We start from the raw sequence: 17,092 nt of genomic DNA, 5'->3' as shown, positions 1-17,092 counted from the left end.
CTCAGCCGATCAGCAGTGCATCATCGTCGAGCGTCTGTCCGCGCATCTTGCGGAACATCGCGATCAGGTCTTCGACTTGCAGATCCTTGCGACTGTCGCCGCTGACGTCCAGCACGATTTCGCCGCCATGCAGCATGACCGTGCGGTGTCCGTAGTCCAGCGCTTGGCGCATGGAATGGGTCACCATCAGCGTGGTCAGCTTGCGATCTGAGACGATCTTGTCCGTGAGGCTCATGACAAATTCCGCCATGCCTGGATCAAGTGCGGCCGTATGTTCGTCGAGCAGCAAGACCTCCGAGCCTGCCAGCGTCGCCATGACCAGGGAAACCGCCTGCCGCTGGCCGCCGGAAAGCAGATCCATGCGATCAGCCATACGATTTTCGAGACCGAGGTTCAGTTCGCCGATCCGGTCGCGGAAAAGATCGCGGCGCTTGGGGCCGAGGGCCGCCACCAATCCGCGCCGCTCGCCGCGCCGAGCGGCAAGAGCAAGATTCTCCTCTATCGACAAGGAGCCGCAGCTTCCCGTCAGCGGATCCTGAAAGACGCGTGCGACAAGCCCCGCCCGCGCAGCCGTCTGCTTGCGCGTCACGTCGATATCGCCGATCAGCACCTTCCCCTCGCTTGCCAGAACGTCGCCGGCGAGAACGCCGAGCAGCGTCGATTTGCCCGCACCGTTGGATCCGATGACGGTCACGAAGGAGCCCTGCTCGATGGCCAGGCTGACGCCGTTTAGCGCCCGCTTCTCCAGCGGCGTGCCCTTCCCGAAAACGACCTTGATATCCTTAATGCTGATCATGATGGGGCTCCTCCGCGGCGAAGTCGGGGAAGAATGAGCGCGATGGTCACGAGAACCGCCGTCACGAAATTGAGGTCCGAGGCCTGGAGACCGATCATGTCGGTGGAAAGCGCCAGTTGAATGGCTATGCGGTAGATGATCGAGCCGAAGACACAGCCGATGAGCGCAATCAACAACCCGCGGCGGCCCAGCAGCGTTTCACCGATGATCACGGCGGCAAGGCCGACCACGATGGTACCGACGCCGGACGTCACATCGGCAAAACCGTTCGTCTGCGCAAAGAGCGCGCCGCCGAGCGCGACGAGAGCATTCGACATCGCCATGCCAAGGTAGATCTGTCTGCTGGTGTCGACGCCCTGCGCCCGCGCCATCCGCGCATTTGCACCCGTTGCCCGCATCGCAAGCCCGGCATCGCTTTCGAGGAAGCGCCAGACCACGATCAACGCGATGACGACGAGAACGCCGACAAAGAGCGGCCGGACGTAGAAGTCGCGAAGGCCATGACCGAAGAACGGACTGATCATCGTATCGGCATTGATCAACGCGACATTGGGTTTGCCCATGACGCGCAGATTGACCGAAAAGAGCGCAATCATGGTGAGGATCGAGGCAAGCAGGTTGAGAATCCGAAAGCGCACATTGAGGAGCGCCGTCACAACGCCGGCCGCAGCACCGGCGATCATCGCAACCAGCGCTGCCAGCCAAGGATTGACGCCGGCAATGATCAGAACCGCTGTCACCGCCGCGCCGAGGGGAAAGGAGCCATCCACCGTCAAATCGGGGAAATCGAGGACGCGGAAGGCGAGATAAACGCCAAGAGCAACGAAGGCGTAGACAAGCCCAAGCTCCGCGGCACCCCAAAATGCGATCTCACTCAAGGCGGTCGACCCTCTTTTCTTCGTTTTGCCCGTCCATCGTAAGGGCATGAATATCATCAGCCGCTCCCGTTTAGAAACAGGAGCGGCCGAGCGCAATATCGATAATGGCGAAAGCTGGTGGTTATTCGATGACGCGATTGGCGCGTTTGAGAACGCTTTCCGGTAGCTTAACGCCCATCTTCTGAGCCGCGGCGCTGTTGATGATGAGATCGCTGCCGGCGGCAACCTTAACCGGAATATCACCCGGATTTTCGCCCTTCAGGACACGAACCACGACATCGCCGGTCTGCTTGCCAACGTCGTAATAGTTGAAACCGAGCGCTGCGATCGAGCCGCGTGAGACGGAATCCGTATCCGCCGTAAAGAGCGGCAGCTTGCTTTCTTCGGCAACGGCTACGGCACCCTCCAACGCCGAGATGATCGTGTTGTCGGTCGGGACGTAGATCGCATCGGCACGGCCGACCAGCGCGCGCGCAGCACCCTGGACTTCTGCAGACTTCGTCGCTGCGGACTCAACAACGCCCATACCGGCCTTCTCCGCCTCAGCCTTCAGGGCCGCAAGCAACGAGACGGAATTGGCTTCCCCGGAATTGTAAAGGTAACCGATCGTCTTGGCGGCAGGCAGGATCTCCTTGATCAGCGCAACATGTTCGGCAACCGGCGACATATCGGAAAGGCCGGTGACGTTGCCGCCGGGCTTGTCCATATCCTTGACGAGCTGGGCGCCGAGCGGATCGGAAACGGCAGTGAAGACCACTGGAATGTCGCGGGTCGCGGAAACCACAGCCTGCGCTGACGGCGTGGAGATCGGCACGATGACGTTCGGATCCTCGCCTGCGAACTGGCGGGCGATCTGCGCTGCGGTGGCAGGATTTCCCTGTGCGGATTCAAAGAGGAACGTGAGATTCTCACCTTCCTTATAGCCTGCCGCGGCAAGCGTATCCTGGACGCCCTTGCGCACGGCATCGAGCGCCGGGTGCTCGACGATGGCCGTCACAGCGACCGTGACGCCGTCAGCCTTGGCAGGCAAGGTAAGGGCAAGAACCGCCGCGACGGCGAGCGAGATCAAACGCATGAGAGTCCTCCATCGATAATGAGGGGGTTCTAGGAAAACCCCGCGCCGCAATCAATCGCAAAGAACTGCTGCAAGGATCAAACTTGCTGATCAGTCGTCCACGCCGTGATTGGCGATCATCATCGCCTCGAATGCCAGGCGTTCGGTCTTGCGCATGCGCTCGGATTCCGATTTCAGCTGGCCGCAAGCGGCGAGAATGTCGCGGCCGCGCGGCGTACGGATTGGCGAGGCGTAACCTGCCGAATTGATGAAATCGGCAAACTTCTCGATCTGCGCCCAGTCAGAGCACTGGTAGTTCGTGCCCGGCCAGGGATTGAACGGGATCAGGTTGATCTTGGCAGGCACGCCTTTCAGGAGCTGGATCAGCCCCTTGGCATCTTCCAAACTGTCGTTGACGTCCTTCAGCATTACATATTCGAAGGTGATGCGGCGTGCATTCGAAAGCCCTGGATAGGCCCGGCAGGCCTCGATCAGCTCCTTCAGCGGATACTTCTTGTTGATCGGTACGAGAATGTCGCGCAGGTCGTCGCGCACGGCATGCAGCGAGATCGCCAGCATGACGCCGATCTCGTCTCCAGTGCGGAAAATCTCGGGCACGACGCCGGAGGTGGAAAGCGTGACGCGGCGCTTCGACAGCGAAAGCCCGTCGCCATCCGTGGCGATCAGCAGTGCCTGCTTGACCGCATCGAAATTGTAGAGCGGCTCGCCCATTCCCATCATGACGATGTTGCTGACCTTGCGGCCTTCCGACGGTACCATGGCGCCGACCGGAATATCGCGGTCCGGGAAATCGCCAAGCCGGTCGCGGGCAAGCAGGAGCTGCGAGAGGATTTCTTCCGCTGTCAGGTTACGCACCAGCCGCTGCGTACCGGTATGGCAGAAGGAACAGGTCAGGGAACAGCCGACCTGGCTGGAGATGCAGAGCGTGCCACGACCTTCTTCCGGGATATAGACGGTTTCAACTTCGACGGGACGGCCGGCGCCGCGCGGCGGAAAGCGCAGCAGCCACTTGCGGGTGCCGTCATTGGAAACCTGCTCTTCGACAATCTCCGGGCGCGCAATGGTGAAATGCTGCTTCAGCATCTCTCGCATGTCCTTGGCGATATTCACCATCTGGTCGAAATCGGAGATGCCGCGCACATAAATCCAGTTCCAGAGCTGGCTGACGCGCATCTTCACCTGTTTGTCGGCAACACCCCTCTCGCGAAGAGCATTACCCATTTCCTCGCGGCTCAAGCCTATCAGCGAGGGCTTCGGCGAAAGCTCTGTGCGCGGCTGCCCGGCAGGCTTGGTGATGGTCACGGCATCCATGACGGACATGGTCTCTTATCCCGAAATCAAACTGCGCTCATCCCGGTAAGCCGGAAGACTTGGCGGGCGGCATCGGCAGTTGGCAGAAAATTGAATGACGGAGCAGCAGCATATGCCGCGATCTTTCCGCAGTTGCGCGCGGCTTTATCATCATTTTCGCCGCGCGTCACTATAGATGGAAACGCCAAAGGCCGGCGCAAGGCCGGCCCTTGAACTTCAAGACAGAGCAAGGTGGCTTACTTGCAGGCTTCGATCTGCTTCAGCGAAGCGGAGATACCGGAGAGCGAGTAGCTGTAGGATGTGGCAGTGCCTCGGCGAGACGTCGCATTGACCGTCATCGACTTGCCGCCCTTCATGGCTGCCACAAGCGCAGGTTCCTGCGCCGCGTTCTCGACCCAGCCGGCTTTATCCTTGGTGAACATGACGAAGGTCTTGTTGTCGATGACGACTTCGATCTTCGAACCGTCCTTGACCGTGTAGCCCATCATCGCTTGCGGCTCATAGGAGATGTTCTGGCCAGGACGCTGCGAGACGATGAAGAAGTTGTCGCCGTGGTCAATGCCAGCCGGCTTCTTTTCGGTCGGCACGGACAGCACATAGCAGACATTGCCGGTGCCCTGCTTATAGGAATAGGCGCCCCAGGCCTGGAATTGCTGGATGCGTGTCGGCGCAGCAGCAGTCTGCTGTGCTCCTGCAGCTCCGGCCGTGATGAGAACGAGTGCGAGAGCGGATACGATACTTTTTACAAACATGGATTTCCTGCCGGTTCTTGCGATTCAGCGCCCTGTCGGAGCGAGCGGCGTCTTCGTCACGATCTGCTTTATTTTGACTTAATTCAGGTTACCAAAGCGTCAACGGAGCCTGCGAATTGTCATCCACGTGTGTCATTCCGGCCTGAGCCTGAGTGTTAACCTATGACGCGATTGCGCTCCGCGACGATATTCTGCCCTGATGGCGTGATGCCATCCCTTCGAGGAGATTTAAGACATAAAGATTCAGGCAAGAGTTTGACCTTCCAAAATTCCGTTGCAGGGTCATTAAGACACTGGAAATCCGTCAAAGAATTGCCTGCGCAAACGTGCTGGAAGCCGAAATGGCCTAGATCGTTTTCATGCCTTCCGGCTGATCGGCAAGCGCGCGATCCGCCGCCTCGTAGTGCTTCGCTTTCATATGGCTGCTGACCATTGCGAAAGCCGCGGAGAGCACCGCAATATCGTCCGAGAAGCCGATCAGCATAAAGAGGTCCGGGACCAGGTCGAAAGGCAGGATGAAATAGGCGAGAGCCGCAAGCAGGATGCCGCGCACGCGCGTCGGCGTTTCCGGATCGAGCGCGCAATAGAAGCCTGCGACAAGATCCCGTGAAAACGGAATCTGCCGCACTGCCCGCTTGAAGGTCGGCCAGAACTTTTTCCGCACAGCCTTTTCCCGCCGGCTCTGGGTATCTTCGTCCCCGGGCAGCAGGATTTCACCGAATTTGACCTCGTCCATTCCCGTTTTCCCTTTGGTGCATGCGAAGATATGGTGATGGCTTTAACAGATTCAATCAATCTGCCCGGCGGCCTTGTCCATCGCCTTGGCAAGCTTGAAGTCGAGTTCGGTCAATCCACCTGCATCATGCGTGTTCAGCTTCACCTCGACCCTGGAATAGACATTGAACCATTCCGGATGGTGGTTGAGCTTTTCTGCCGCAAGCGCCGCCTTCGTCATGAAGCCGAAGGCTTCGACGAAGCTTGCGAATTTGAAGGTTTTCGAGATCGATGCCCAACCATCATCCGACGACCAACCCGCCAATCCGGCAAGCTGGCTGTCGATCGCGCTCCGTTCCAGTTTCTCCTGTTTCATGTCATCGTGCTCCATCTCTTCAGTCAGGTCTCTTCATGAAACGCGTCAGCATTCTCTTTGTTTGCATGGGCAATATCTGCCGCTCTCCGCTCGCCGAAGGCGTTTTCGCTCATATTGCAAGGGAGAGCGGTCTTGCCGATCGGTTCAAGATTGACTCAGCAGGTACCGGCGGCTGGCATCAAGGCAAACAGCCCGATAGGCGCTCGATCGCAATCGCACGCGCCCACGGCATTGACATTACAGGGCAACGTGCCCGCCGTGTCCGCCTTGAGGATTTCGAAGAGTTCGATCTTGTCCTCGCAATGGACCGCGCCAATATTGCCGAGCTTCGCGCGATGGCGCCGGGCGCAGGCAACATAATGCTTTTCGGCGATACCGCGCTTCAGACTGGCGAAGATATTCCGGACCCCTACTTTGGTGGCCCAGAAGGCTTCGAATTGATCTATACGAGGCTTTTGACCGGCTGCATCGCATTGGTGGACAAGTTCGGCGCCGACCAAGCCTCGCTCAGCGGGAACACTTCTTCCGTCAGATAGGGCCCGCCGCCGACCGATTCGCGCGACGAAAGCAGCACGAAGCGTGGAACGGTGAAGGACGACGTCTGGAAGTTGCCTCGGCTGGAAAGGTAGTGGACGACGTCATCGACGCGCGAGGACTTCATCCGCGCCAGCGTCACATGCGGGGTAAATTTTCGGGGATCCGGCGGCAGGCCGATCCGCTGGCAGATGCGCTCGATTTCAGCCTGTAGCGCATACATTTCCGGCGAGGGCGAAACGCCTGCCCAGACGGAATGCGGCTTCTTCGAGCCGAAAGAGCCGATGCCGTCAAGGCGGATCTGAAATTCGGGCCGATCGATCCGGTCCAGGCGCTCAACGATCTCGTCAGCAGTGCGTCCATCGACATCGCCGATGAAGCGCAGCGTGATGTGGTAGTTCTCCACATCGATCCATCGTGCACCGGGAAGACCACCGCGCAGCAATGAAAGGCTCATCGCCGCATTGCGCGGAATTTCGAGGGCGGTAAACAGTCTCGGCATGACGAGCACTCCCCGAATCTTTTGCAGGTGCTCACACGGAATCACGCATTCGACACCCGCGCAAGCCCCTATTTCTTCACAGTAGAAATCGTCCCGATGAATTCCGTGACAGCCGGTTCCATCTTCTGAACCATGACATCAATGCCCTTCGCGTTCGGATGCATTCCATCGTCCAGCTTCAGACTGGTGTCCATCACGACCCCGTCAAGGAAAAAAGGGTAAAGCGGAACCTGATGTTTTTCCGCGAGTTTTTGGTAGATTGGATTGAAACGCGCAGCATAGTCCCCACCCATGTTCGGCGGCGCCATCATGCCCACGAGCAGCACGGCGATGCCGCGATCCTTTAGCCGGGCAATCATCGCGTCCAAGTTCTTTTCGCTCTCTTCCGGGGCAATACCGCGCAACGCGTCGTTGGCGCCAAGCTCCAAGATGACGCCGTTGGTGCCATCGGGGACCGACCAATCGATTCGCGCCAGTCCACCGGTCGTCGTGTCCCCGGAAACGCCGGCATTGGCGATCGAAACATCGACGCCTTGGGCCTTCAAGGCCGCTTGCAGCTTCTCCGGAAAGCCGTCGCCGGGCGGCAATTGGTAGCCTGCCATCAGGCTGTCGCCGAAGCCGACAAGGTTGATCGTCGCAGCATTGGCACTCGTCCCGAAAATCAACGAAGCGGCAATGACAGCGATGTGAACCGCGGCAACTTTAAATCTCATGCTGCTTTCCCTAGATTGGCAAGGTCTTTGCAATTCATATAGGGCGATTTTCTGTTGGCAAAAACCATCATCGAGCTCAAGCAGGCAGATTTGACGCTGGGCAACGCGGCAGCCTCCGTTCATGTCTTGAAGGGCATCGACCTTTCGGTCGCCGCCGGCGAGTCGGTCGGCATCGTCGGTCCGTCCGGCTCGGGAAAGTCCACGCTGCTGATGGTCCTCGCCGGCCTTGAGAGGCTCGATACCGGCGAGATCAATATAAACGACACGCCGTTGCACGCCCTCAGCGAAGATCAGGTCGCCGATTTCCGTGGCCGCAATATCGGCATCGTCTTCCAGTCGTTCCATCTGATCGCCAATATGACGGCACTTGAAAACGTCGCAGTCCCGCTTGAACTCGCAAACGTGCCGAACCCCTTCGACATCGCCCGTCGTGAGTTGAAATCGGTCGGGCTCGGCGAGCGGCTGAGCCACTACCCGGGCCAGCTTTCGGGCGGCGAACAGCAGCGCGTCGCCATCGCGCGCGCGCTTGCGCCTTCGCCAGCCCTCCTCATCGCCGACGAACCGACCGGTAATCTCGACACCGATACCGGCCGCCAGATCGCCGATCTGCTCTTTTCCAAGCAGGCCGAACGCGGCATGACACTGCTGCTCGTCACGCATGACGTCTCGCTTGCCAATCGCTGCTCGCGGCAGATCAAAGTCCGTTCCGGCAAGATCGAAGGCGATAGCGCGGCGCGCCATTCCGAAGCGGCCATCGCATGAAGCTTGTCGCCCCGCGCACCGCGCTTGCCTTCCGCCTTGCCCTTCGCGAACTCCGCGGCGGTTTCCGGGGCTTTTACATCTTCCTTGCCTGTATCGCACTCGGCACCGGCGCGATCGCCGCCGTCAATTCCATCTCGCAGTCGATCACCGACTCGATCGCCTCCCAGGGCCAGGAACTGCTCGCCGGTGACGTCCGCTTCGAGCTGAACAACCGTGAAGCAACCCAGCCGGAGATGAATTTCCTGCGGGGCCTCGGCCAGGTTTCCATCTCAACCGGTCTTCGTTCCATGGCACGAAAGCCAGACGGGTCGGATCAAGCGCTCGTCGAGGTCAAGTCGGTGGATGAAACCTATCCGCTCTATGGCAAATTCACGGCCGAACCGGATTACCCCCTTTCGGCTCTGCTTTCCGATCAGAACGGAACCTATGGCGCCGTTGCGGCACCTCTCCTGCTGGAGCGGCTCGGTCTTGCAGTCGGCGACGAGATACTGCTCGGCAATGCCACCCTCAGCATCACAGGTCAGGTGAAGACCGAGCCGGACGCGCTTTCAGAAGGTTTCGGATTTGCGCCACGGCTGGTGGTCAGCCGCCAGGCCCTGGTTGCTTCCGGACTCATCCAGACCGGCAGCCTTGTCGAGCATGTCTACAAGATTAAGCTCGATGCCCCCTCCGAGCGCGGGAGCGTGCGCGACCGCGCCACCAGGGAGTTCCCATCGGCGGGCTGGTCGATCCGAACCAGCGACCGCGCGGCCCCGTCTCTCACCGAAAATATTACCCGCTTCTCGCAATTCCTGACGCTCGTCGGCCTGACCGCACTCATCGTCGGCGGTGTCGGCGTCGCCAACGCCGTGCGGGCCTTTCTGGATGCGAAGCGCACGACGATCGCGACGTTCAAATGCCTGGGGGCACCTGCTGGCGTCGTCGTCCTCGTTTATCTCTTCCAGATTGCGATCATCGCATTCGCCGGCATCCTGTTCGGCCTCGTCATCGGCGCCTTGTCGCCGATGCTTGCCGCGCAATTCCTGGCACAATTCCTGCCGGTTTCCACCGAACCGACGCTCTATCCGGACGCGCTGCTGCTCGCCGCACTCTTCGGCATCCTGACGACGCTCGCCTTCGCTATCATGCCGCTCGGCCATGCCCGGGAAGTGCCTGCAACTGCGCTCTTCCGCGAACAGGGTTTCGAGGCACGCCGCCTGCCCTCGTTGCCTTACATTTTGCTGGCCGCGCTCTTCATGGCTGGGCTTGCCGGTCTTGCGATCGTTACCGCCTATGACCGATACATCGCCGTCATCTTCGTCGGCGCGATTGTCTTTGCCTTCGTCATCTTGCGCGCCGTTGCAGCACTGATCGCCTGGCTCGCCAAGCGCAGCCCGCGTGTCAATTCACCAGCGCTCAGGCTTGCCATCGGCAACATCCATCGCCCCGGCGCACTGACGCCGTCCGTCGTCCTCTCGCTCGGCCTCGGCCTCGCGCTATTGGTCACCTTGACGCTCATCGACGGCAACCTGCGCCGGCAATTGACCGGCCGCATGGCAAACGGCGCACCGAATTTCTTCTTCGTCGACATTCAGAGCGCCGAGGTCGAAAACTTCCGAAGCCTGATCAGCCGGCAGGCGCCGGAAGGCAAGCTCGTGGAAGTGCCGATGCTGCGGGGCCGCATTCTGGCGCTGAACGGCAAGGACGTGACCAAGATCCAGGTGCCGCCCGGCGGCCAATGGGTGCTGCGCGGCGACCGCGGCATCACCTATTCCCAGACGATACCGGAAAACGCCTCGCTGACAGAGGGAAGCTGGTGGCCGCAGGACTACAGCGGCGAACCGCTTGTCTCCTTCTCCTCGGAAGAAGCCAGGGAACTCGGCCTCAAAATCGGCGATACCGTCACCGTAAATGTGCTCGGCCGTAACCTGACGGCCAGGATCGCAAACCTGCGGAAAGTCGAGTGGGAATCGCTATCGATCAATTTCGTCATGGTCTTCTCGCCGAATACCTTCCGCGGCGCTCCGCATGCTTGGCTGGCAACGCTTACCGATCCCTCGGCGACGCCGGCGATAGAAGCGGCTATCCTGAAATCCGTGACCAATACGTATCCGACGATCACCAGCGTGCGCGTCAAGGACGCAATCGATATTGTCAACACGCTGGTCGCGCAGCTCGCAACCGCGATCCGCGCCGCGGCCTCCGTTGCGCTCATCTCCTCCGTTCTGGTGCTTGCCGGCGCGCTTGCCGCCGGCAACCGGGCCCGAACACACGACGCCGTCGTCCTGAAGACGCTTGGCGCGACGCGGGCAATGCTCATCCGCGCCTTCAGCTACGAATATCTGATCCTGGGGGTTGCAACAGCGGTCTTTGCATTGATCGCCGGCAGCGCTGCGGCCTGGTTCATCGTCAGCCGCATCATGCGGATGCCTTCGACCTTCCTGCCGGATGTCGCCGGCCTCACGCTGGTCACCGCGCTGGTCCTGACAGTCGGCATCGGGCTCATCGGCACCTGGCGCATTCTTGGCCAGAAGGCAGCACCCGTTTTGCGCGAACTATGAATCTGCGGCTGATAAAATCCCTTCACCTTACGGCGATTTAACCCGATCGCGGGTTGCAAGGGCCTTGTTTGCAAAAGGCGAAAGGCTCATATTACCGGTAGGCATGCTGGAGCTCCGCAGCGGCGCCCGGGTCGTATAGCCCGACACCGTATACCCATCGGAGCTTTTAAGAGGAAACTATGGCTGACCTTCGTAACTACCAAAGCCGCGCACAAACTGGCGAGATGATCGATCAGGGCCTGCGCTCCTATATGCTCAAGGTCTACAACCTGATGGCGCTGGGTCTGGCGATCACGGGTGTAGCGGCATTTCTGTCATTCCAGCTCGCTTTTGCCGATGGTCAATTGACCGCCTTCGGCCAGGCGATCTATGTGAGCCCGCTGAAGTGGGTCGTGATCTTCGCTCCGCTGGCTCTGGTGTTTTTCTTAAGCTTCCGGATCGGCCGCATGAGCGTTTCCGCAGCGCAGACGACCTTCTGGGTCTATGCCGCGCTGGTCGGATTGTCGCTCTCGTCGCTGCTGCTGATCTACACGGGCGAGAGCGTCGTTCAGACGTTCTTCATCACGGCAGCCTCCTTCGGCGCACTGTCGCTCTACGGCTACTCGACAAAGCGTGACCTGTCGGCGATGGGCTCGTTTTTGATCATGGGCCTCTTCGGCCTGATCATCGCTTCGCTCGTCAACATTTTCCTGGCCTCCTCTGCGATGCAGTTCGCGATCTCAGTGATCGGCGTCCTGATCTTCGCAGGCCTTACTGCCTACGATACGCAGCGAATCAAGGAAATGTACTTCGAAGCTGATGACGTTGCCGTCGCCGGCCGGAAGGCGATCATAGGGGCGCTGACGCTCTATCTCGACTTCATCAACCTCTTCATGTTCCTGTTGCAGTTCCTCGGCAACCGCAGGTAAGTGGACAGCATCATTGAAAAGGCGGCTCCGGCCGCCTTTTTTATTGCACGTCGAGCGATGGAGTGTTTTCTAAGGGCATCCATCAATGACCGGCCGATCCAATGCCTTTCTTTCTTCGTGACGCCACTCCTTCCGACCTTCCCGCAATCTCGGAAATCTATCGCGAATCAGTCCTCAACGGCGTCGCGAGCTACGAGATCATCCCGCCTTCGGAATCCGAAATGGCCTCTCGCTTCTCTGCAAATACCAGTCTTGGGTATCCCTATATCGCGGCGGTTGATGAGAATGGAGCCTTGCTCGGCTATGCTTATGCTTCCGCCTTCCGCACCCGGCCTGCCTATCGCTGGACTGTGGAGGATTCAATCTATCTCGCGCCTACAGCGCGCGGCCTTGGCATTGGCCGGGCACTGCTAACAGCGCTGATTTCGCGCTGCACGGAACTCGGCTTCCGCCAGATGGTAGCCATCATCGGCGGCGCCCATCCGGCTTCGATCGCGCTTCACCGCGCATTGGGTTTCGAAGAGACCGGCCTGCTGAAGGGTACCGGCTACAAACACGGCCGCTGGCTCGACACGATGATCATGCAGCGGCCGCTCGGCGATGGCAAAGACAGCGATCCTAACCCGTCGGTCTATCCCGGCACGCTGTTTGACGGCTGACGCCGTTACGTCTCGACGAGTTTGAGAACCTTGTTGAAGACCTTCAACACCTGCTGCAGGTCATGGCCGCGCTTGAGGATCATGCCGTTTGCATTGATCACGCAATAAGCGCCCTGCTTGGCGGCGAGCCTCGGATCTTTCTCGATGCGGAAAAGCGGCATCTCGCCTGAACGTTTAAACACGGCGAAGACCGCCTTCTCCTTCAGATGGTCGATCGCGTAATCTTTCCACTCGCCTTCGCCAACCATCCTTCCGTAGATCCACAAAATCGCATCCAACTCGCGACGATGAAAGGTCACCGGCGGCGGGTCCTTGCTTTGCTTGTACTCTTTTAAATCGACGACGACCGAGGAACTACTACTGGCGGAACGGGCGTCGCCATGCCGCAAATCCGGCTGATCTGTCATCAGTCTCCCAAGCCTCCACTTATGACAGGAGAACGACAGTTTGCCCGAGCCACATCAAATTGCAAGTGCAGCTACCATCACATTAAACATATGCTATGCAATCTCCCAAGCGCCGCATTTCAGTCAAAACAGCGCCTCATTTCCGGAGGAAGTTCGCTCACTGATTTGGCGCCAGCGCGCCAAAGGGCCCGGCTGAGCGTATCGACCTTAACCCCAGCCCCGAATACGATCAGCCGGGCCGCCTCGTTCCATCCGCCTCGAAGCGGTAAACCGATCAGATATTCTTGCCTGCCATGACGATCGTTGCGCCGACGATCGCAGCCGGATCGCCGTCCGTTGTCGTCGCCTGAAGCAGGATGGCGCAACCCTCCAGTCCTGGCTTCTGCAGGACGCTTGCGGGCAGCGTCAGGCTTGCCGCCTTGCCATCCCACATGCCGACTGTTTCGACATCGCTGACGCTGTTGAGATAGGAAATCTTCTTGCCGCTGTTTTCGCCCTTTTCGACGTCGATCGTCTTTTCCTTGTCGAAATAGACGAGCACGACATTGGCCTTACCTTCGCCGGCGCCGATCTTGATCTCGAGCTCGTCGCCGCGCAGCTGCGCGTCCACGGGCACGGTCAAGCCTTTGCCTTCCGTCGAAAATGTATCGATCTTGCCATAGATGGCGGAAAGGTCCGAGCCAGTCAGGTGATCGCGGCCGTTCACCACGACCTGCGGTGTGTAGACGTTGCTGCGGCCCATCATCCGAGCATAACCATATTGGCGCTCGGTGTTTTCCTTCGAACTGAGCGTGTCCGTCCACCCAAGATAATTCCAGTAGTCCACATGATAGGCGAGTGCGATGACATCGCCCTGGCCAACCAGCTTCCGGAAGGCTGCATCGGCGGGAGGACAGGACGAGCATCCCTGCGAGGTGAAAAGTTCAACGACGCCTTTCAGTTTGCCATCTTCGGCATGAAGCGGCGCTGTAAGCACCATACCGGCGACCAGCGAAATCAAAAAACGCGGCGACATTCCAACCTCTTTTCCAGAGACGCGCAGCAGACCGAATACCGCAGGCCCTGACTTACGCCCGTAGAGATAATCCTTCCGACTGCAAACGGGAAGTCACGAAGGGGTGAGACGCCGCCCGTCGGCATCGCTGCTAGAACACATCGGCGTGAGATGGAAACCCGCAAAGAAAAACCGCCGGAGATTGCTCTCCGGCGGCCATTATGTGCCCTGTTTCTTAACAATCAGGCAGCGAGATCGCGCAGAACCGTCTGCAGGATGCCGCCGTTGTTGAGGTAGATCACTTCGTCGAGCGTATCGACGCGCGACAGGAGGGGAACCTCCTTCACCGTGCCGTCGCTGTAGGTGATCTTGGCGATCTTCTTCTCGCGCGGCTTGATGTTTTCCAGGTCCTCGATGGTAACGGTCTCGTCACCCTTGAGGCCAAGGCTCTGCCAGGTCGTGCCGTCTTCGAAGACGAAGGGGATGACACCCATTCCGACCAGGTTCGAGCGGTGGATACGCTCGAAGGACTGCGCGATAACGGCCTTGACGCCGAGCAGGTTGGTGCCTTTCGCCGCCCAGTCGCGCGACGAGCCGTTGCCGTATTCGACACCGGCGAAAATGACGAGCGGAACGCCCTCTGCCTTGTACTTCATGGCGGCGTCGTAGATCGATTCCTCTTCCTTCGACGGATAGTGGATCGTGTAGCCGCCTTCCTTGCCGTTCGGGCCGAGCATGTGGTTGCGGATGCGGATGTTGGCGAAGGTGCCGCGCATCATCACTTCATGGTTACCGCGGCGCGTGCCGTACTGGTTGAAGTCCGCGACCCCGACATTGTGCTCGAGCAGATAAGAACCGGCCGGCGACGCAGCCTTGATCGAACCGGCCGGAGAAATGTGGTCGGTGGTGATCTTGTCGCCGAACAGGCCTAGGACGCGGGCACCCTTGATGTCCGAGGTGCCGCTGCCCTTCTTGCCCATGCCGACGAAGTAAGGCGGGTTCTGGACGTAGGTCGAGTCGTCGTCCCAGGCGTAGGTCTGCCCCGGAGGAACCTGGACAGCCTGCCAGTTTTCATCACCCTTGAAGACATCCGCATACTTCGTTTCGTAAAGTTCGCGGGTGACGTACTTGAGGATGAACTCCTGAACTTCCTTCGAGGTCGGCCAGATGTCCTTGAGATAGACCGGCTTGCCGTTCTGGTCTTCGCCGATCGGCTCCTTGGTCAGGTCCTTCTGGACCGTGCCGGCGAGCGCGTAGGCAACGACGAGCGGCGGGGATGCCAGATAGTTCGCCTGGACATCCGGCGAGATACGGCCTTCGAAGTTGCGGTTGCCCGAAAGCACGCCCGAAACGATGAGGCCCTTGTCGTTGATCGTCTTCGAGACCGGCGCCGGCAGCGGGCCGGAATTGCCGATGCAGGTCGTGCAGCCGAAGCCGACGAGGTTGAAGCCGAGCTTGTCCAGGTCGGCCTGCAGGCCGGACTTGGCAAGATATTCGCCGACGACCTGCGATCCAGGCGCCAGCGAAGTCTTGACCCAGGGCTTGGTCTTCAGGCCCTTGGCAACGGCGTTGCGGGCGAGCAGGCCGGCAGCAATCAGAACCGACGGGTTGGAGGTATTGGTGCAGGATGTGATGGCGGCAATGGCAACGTCGCCATGGCCGAGATCGAAGTCCGTACCTTCGACCGCATAACGGTTCGAAAGCTGGCCGGGCTTCTTGTAGTCGGCGTCCATCGACGTGGCGAAACCGGACGCGATGTCTTCGAGCGCGATGCGGCCCTCAGGACGCTTCGGACCTGCCATCGACGGCACGACGTCGCCGAGGTCGAGCTCCAGCGTGTCGGTGAAGACGAGGTCGGAACCATCGCCTTCGCGCCACATGCCTTGCGCCTTCGAATAGGCTTCAACGAGCGCGATCCGGTCATGCGTGCGGCCGGACATGATGAGGTAGTTGACGGTTTCGCCGTCGACGGGGAAGAAGCCACAGGTCGCGCCGTATTCCGGACCCATGTTGCCGATCGTCGCGCGATCGGCGAGCGGCATGTTGTCCATGCCGGGGCCGAAGAACTCGACGAACTTCGAAACGACGCCCTTCTTGCGCAGCATCTGCACGACGGTCAGAACGAGGTCCGTCGCCGTGACGCCTTCCTTGAGCTTGCCGGTGAGCTTGAAGCCGATGACTTCCGGCAGGAGCATCGACACCGGCTGGCCGAGCATGGCGGCTTCTGCTTCGATACCGCCGACGCCCCAGCCCAGAACGCCGAGGCCGTTGATCATCGTCGTGTGCGAGTCGGTACCGACGCAGGTGTCCGGATAGGCGATCGTCTCACCGTCCTCATCCTTCGTCCACACGGTCTGGCCGAGATATTCGAGATTGACCTGGTGACAGATGCCGGTGCCGGGAGGAACGACGCGGAAATTCTTGAATGCCTGCTGGCCCCACTTCAGGAAGCGGTAGCGCTCGCCGTTGCGCTGGTATTCAAGTTCGACGTTCTTGGCGAAGGCCTGCGGCGTACCGAATTCATCGACGATGACGGAATGGTCGATGACGAGGTCGACGGGCACGAGCGGGTTGATCTTTTCAGGATCGCCGCCGAGCGAGACCATTGCGTCGCGCATCGCAGCAAGGTCGACCACCGCCGGAACGCCAGTAAAGTCCTGCATCAGCACGCGCGCCGGGCGATAGGCGATTTCGTTTTCGACGGAGCCCTTGTTGTTCAGCCATTCGGCGACCGCGAGGATGTGCTCCTTGGTGACCGACTGGCCGTCTTCGAAGCGCAGCAGGTTCTCGAGCAGAACCTTCATCGAATAGGGAAGCTTCGACACGCCCTTAAGACCGTTCGCTTCAGCCTTCGGTAGGCTGTAATAGACGTAGTCCTTTCCGTTCACGGAAAGCGTGGAGCGACAATTGAAGCTGTCAAGAGATTTAGACACGAGAGACCCCGTTTCTGATAGCCAACACAGTCGTGCGGACGCCTATGCACTAATGCACATCAGGATGCGGGTACGGCCATTTCCGCTGTCCGCACGTGGAGAGGTTTCTCCAAGTTCGGCGCAAGGATGAAATTCACGCCGGCCGCTGGCGTGGTTGCGGGTCTTATAGATAATTTCTAAGAAAGGTGCCAGAGAGGGCTCGGCCCATTTGGGACATTTTTTGCGTCGCGGTGACTAA

The 17,092-nt window shown here is 59.6% G+C and carries 17 protein-coding genes; 5 read left to right on the top strand and 12 right to left on the bottom strand.

Features of this window, described 5'->3' with window-relative positions; all coding sequences use genetic code 11:
- Nucleotide 1 precedes the first annotated feature (1 nt).
- The 7 genes from ACZ9DP_RS36940 to ACZ9DP_RS36910 form a co-directional block, all read right to left on the bottom strand.
- Entirely contained in the window at nt 2-796 is a 795-nt protein-coding gene (locus ACZ9DP_RS36940; RefSeq protein ID WP_476205346.1) for an ABC transporter ATP-binding protein, read from the bottom strand.
- On the bottom strand, nt 793-1,674 hold the full coding sequence (locus ACZ9DP_RS36935; RefSeq protein ID WP_476205344.1) for an ABC transporter permease: 882 nt from the start codon (nt 1,672-1,674) through the stop codon (nt 793-795). Before ACZ9DP_RS36935 ends, ACZ9DP_RS36940 begins: the two co-directional genes overlap by 4 nt.
- A gap of 121 nt (nt 1,675-1,795) precedes the next feature.
- Nucleotides 1,796-2,749 carry an ABC transporter substrate-binding protein gene (locus ACZ9DP_RS36930; protein WP_194728393.1) on the bottom strand — a complete coding sequence of 318 codons (954 nt, stop codon included), beginning with the start codon at nt 2,747-2,749 and terminating at the stop codon, nt 1,796-1,798.
- Between the two features lie 90 nt (nt 2,750-2,839).
- On the bottom strand, nt 2,840-4,069 hold the full coding sequence (gene rlmN, locus ACZ9DP_RS36925) for a dual-specificity RNA methyltransferase RlmN (protein ID WP_074069942.1): 1,230 nt from the start codon (nt 4,067-4,069) through the stop codon (nt 2,840-2,842).
- A gap of 227 nt (nt 4,070-4,296) precedes the next feature.
- Nucleotides 4,297-4,812, bottom strand: coding sequence for an invasion associated locus B family protein (locus ACZ9DP_RS36920; RefSeq protein ID WP_074069943.1), 516 nt, complete (start codon nt 4,810-4,812; stop codon nt 4,297-4,299).
- A gap of 346 nt (nt 4,813-5,158) precedes the next feature.
- Nucleotides 5,159-5,548 (bottom strand): YkvA family protein, encoded by a 390-nt coding sequence (locus ACZ9DP_RS36915; protein WP_074069944.1) that lies wholly within the window; start codon nt 5,546-5,548, stop codon nt 5,159-5,161.
- Nucleotides 5,549-5,599: 51 nt separating this feature from the next.
- Nucleotides 5,600-5,902 carry a 4a-hydroxytetrahydrobiopterin dehydratase gene (locus ACZ9DP_RS36910; protein ID WP_476205343.1) on the bottom strand — a complete coding sequence of 101 codons (303 nt, stop codon included), beginning with the start codon at nt 5,900-5,902 and terminating at the stop codon, nt 5,600-5,602.
- A 35-nt stretch (nt 5,903-5,937) separates the two neighbouring features.
- Between ACZ9DP_RS36910 and ACZ9DP_RS36905 the strand changes: the two genes are divergently transcribed.
- Complete coding sequence (locus ACZ9DP_RS36905) at nt 5,938-6,438, top strand: low molecular weight protein-tyrosine-phosphatase (protein WP_283069860.1); 501 nt, start codon at nt 5,938-5,940, stop codon at nt 6,436-6,438.
- Here ACZ9DP_RS36905 and thpR read toward each other — a convergent pair.
- Both thpR and ACZ9DP_RS36895 read right to left on the bottom strand, forming a co-directional pair.
- Nucleotides 6,345-6,938: an RNA 2',3'-cyclic phosphodiesterase gene (gene thpR, locus ACZ9DP_RS36900; protein ID WP_074070463.1), complete on the bottom strand. Its 594-nt coding sequence runs from the start codon at nt 6,936-6,938 to the stop codon at nt 6,345-6,347. The genes ACZ9DP_RS36905 and thpR overlap by 94 nt on opposite strands.
- A 68-nt stretch (nt 6,939-7,006) precedes the next feature.
- The gene (locus ACZ9DP_RS36895; protein ID WP_476205342.1) at nt 7,007-7,651 is read right to left on the bottom strand and encodes an arylesterase; all 645 of its coding nucleotides are present in this window, start codon (nt 7,649-7,651) and stop codon (nt 7,007-7,009) included.
- A gap of 54 nt (nt 7,652-7,705) precedes the next feature.
- On the opposite strand from ACZ9DP_RS36895, the gene ACZ9DP_RS36890 reads away from it, so the two are divergent.
- The 4 genes from ACZ9DP_RS36890 (at nt 7,706) to ACZ9DP_RS36875 (ending at nt 12,520) form a co-directional block, all read left to right on the top strand.
- Nucleotides 7,706-8,413, top strand: a complete 708-nt coding sequence (locus ACZ9DP_RS36890; RefSeq protein WP_194728398.1) for an ABC transporter ATP-binding protein — start codon at nt 7,706-7,708, stop codon at nt 8,411-8,413.
- Nucleotides 8,410-10,953, top strand: a complete 2,544-nt coding sequence (locus ACZ9DP_RS36885) for an ABC transporter permease (protein ID WP_476205341.1) — start codon at nt 8,410-8,412, stop codon at nt 10,951-10,953. Before ACZ9DP_RS36890 ends, ACZ9DP_RS36885 begins: the two co-directional genes overlap by 4 nt.
- A 179-nt stretch (nt 10,954-11,132) precedes the next feature.
- Nucleotides 11,133-11,861: a Bax inhibitor-1/YccA family protein gene (locus tag ACZ9DP_RS36880; protein WP_022717367.1), complete on the top strand. Its 729-nt coding sequence runs from the start codon at nt 11,133-11,135 to the stop codon at nt 11,859-11,861.
- 101 nt (nt 11,862-11,962) lie between these two features.
- Nucleotides 11,963-12,520, top strand: coding sequence for a GNAT family N-acetyltransferase (locus ACZ9DP_RS36875; protein ID WP_074069949.1), 558 nt, complete (start codon nt 11,963-11,965; stop codon nt 12,518-12,520).
- A gap of 5 nt (nt 12,521-12,525) precedes the next feature.
- On the opposite strand, the gene ACZ9DP_RS36870 is transcribed toward ACZ9DP_RS36875, so the two are convergent.
- From ACZ9DP_RS36870 to acnA, 3 genes are all read right to left on the bottom strand, one after another.
- Nucleotides 12,526-12,927 (bottom strand): DUF2794 domain-containing protein, encoded by a 402-nt coding sequence (locus tag ACZ9DP_RS36870; RefSeq protein ID WP_074069950.1) that lies wholly within the window; start codon nt 12,925-12,927, stop codon nt 12,526-12,528.
- Nucleotides 12,928-13,201: 274 nt separating this feature from the next.
- Nucleotides 13,202-13,942: a DUF1223 domain-containing protein gene (locus tag ACZ9DP_RS36865; RefSeq protein ID WP_074069951.1), complete on the bottom strand. Its 741-nt coding sequence runs from the start codon at nt 13,940-13,942 to the stop codon at nt 13,202-13,204.
- Between the two features lie 221 nt (nt 13,943-14,163).
- Nucleotides 14,164-16,854, bottom strand: coding sequence for an aconitate hydratase AcnA (acnA, locus tag ACZ9DP_RS36860; RefSeq protein ID WP_476205339.1), 2,691 nt, complete (start codon nt 16,852-16,854; stop codon nt 14,164-14,166).
- Between the last annotated feature and the right edge of the window lie 238 nt (nt 16,855-17,092).

This window comes from Rhizobium sp. USDA 4016, assembly GCF_056279705.1.
Note: the sequence above shows the minus strand (reverse complement) of the source record. Positions and strands in the feature narration are given on the sequence as shown.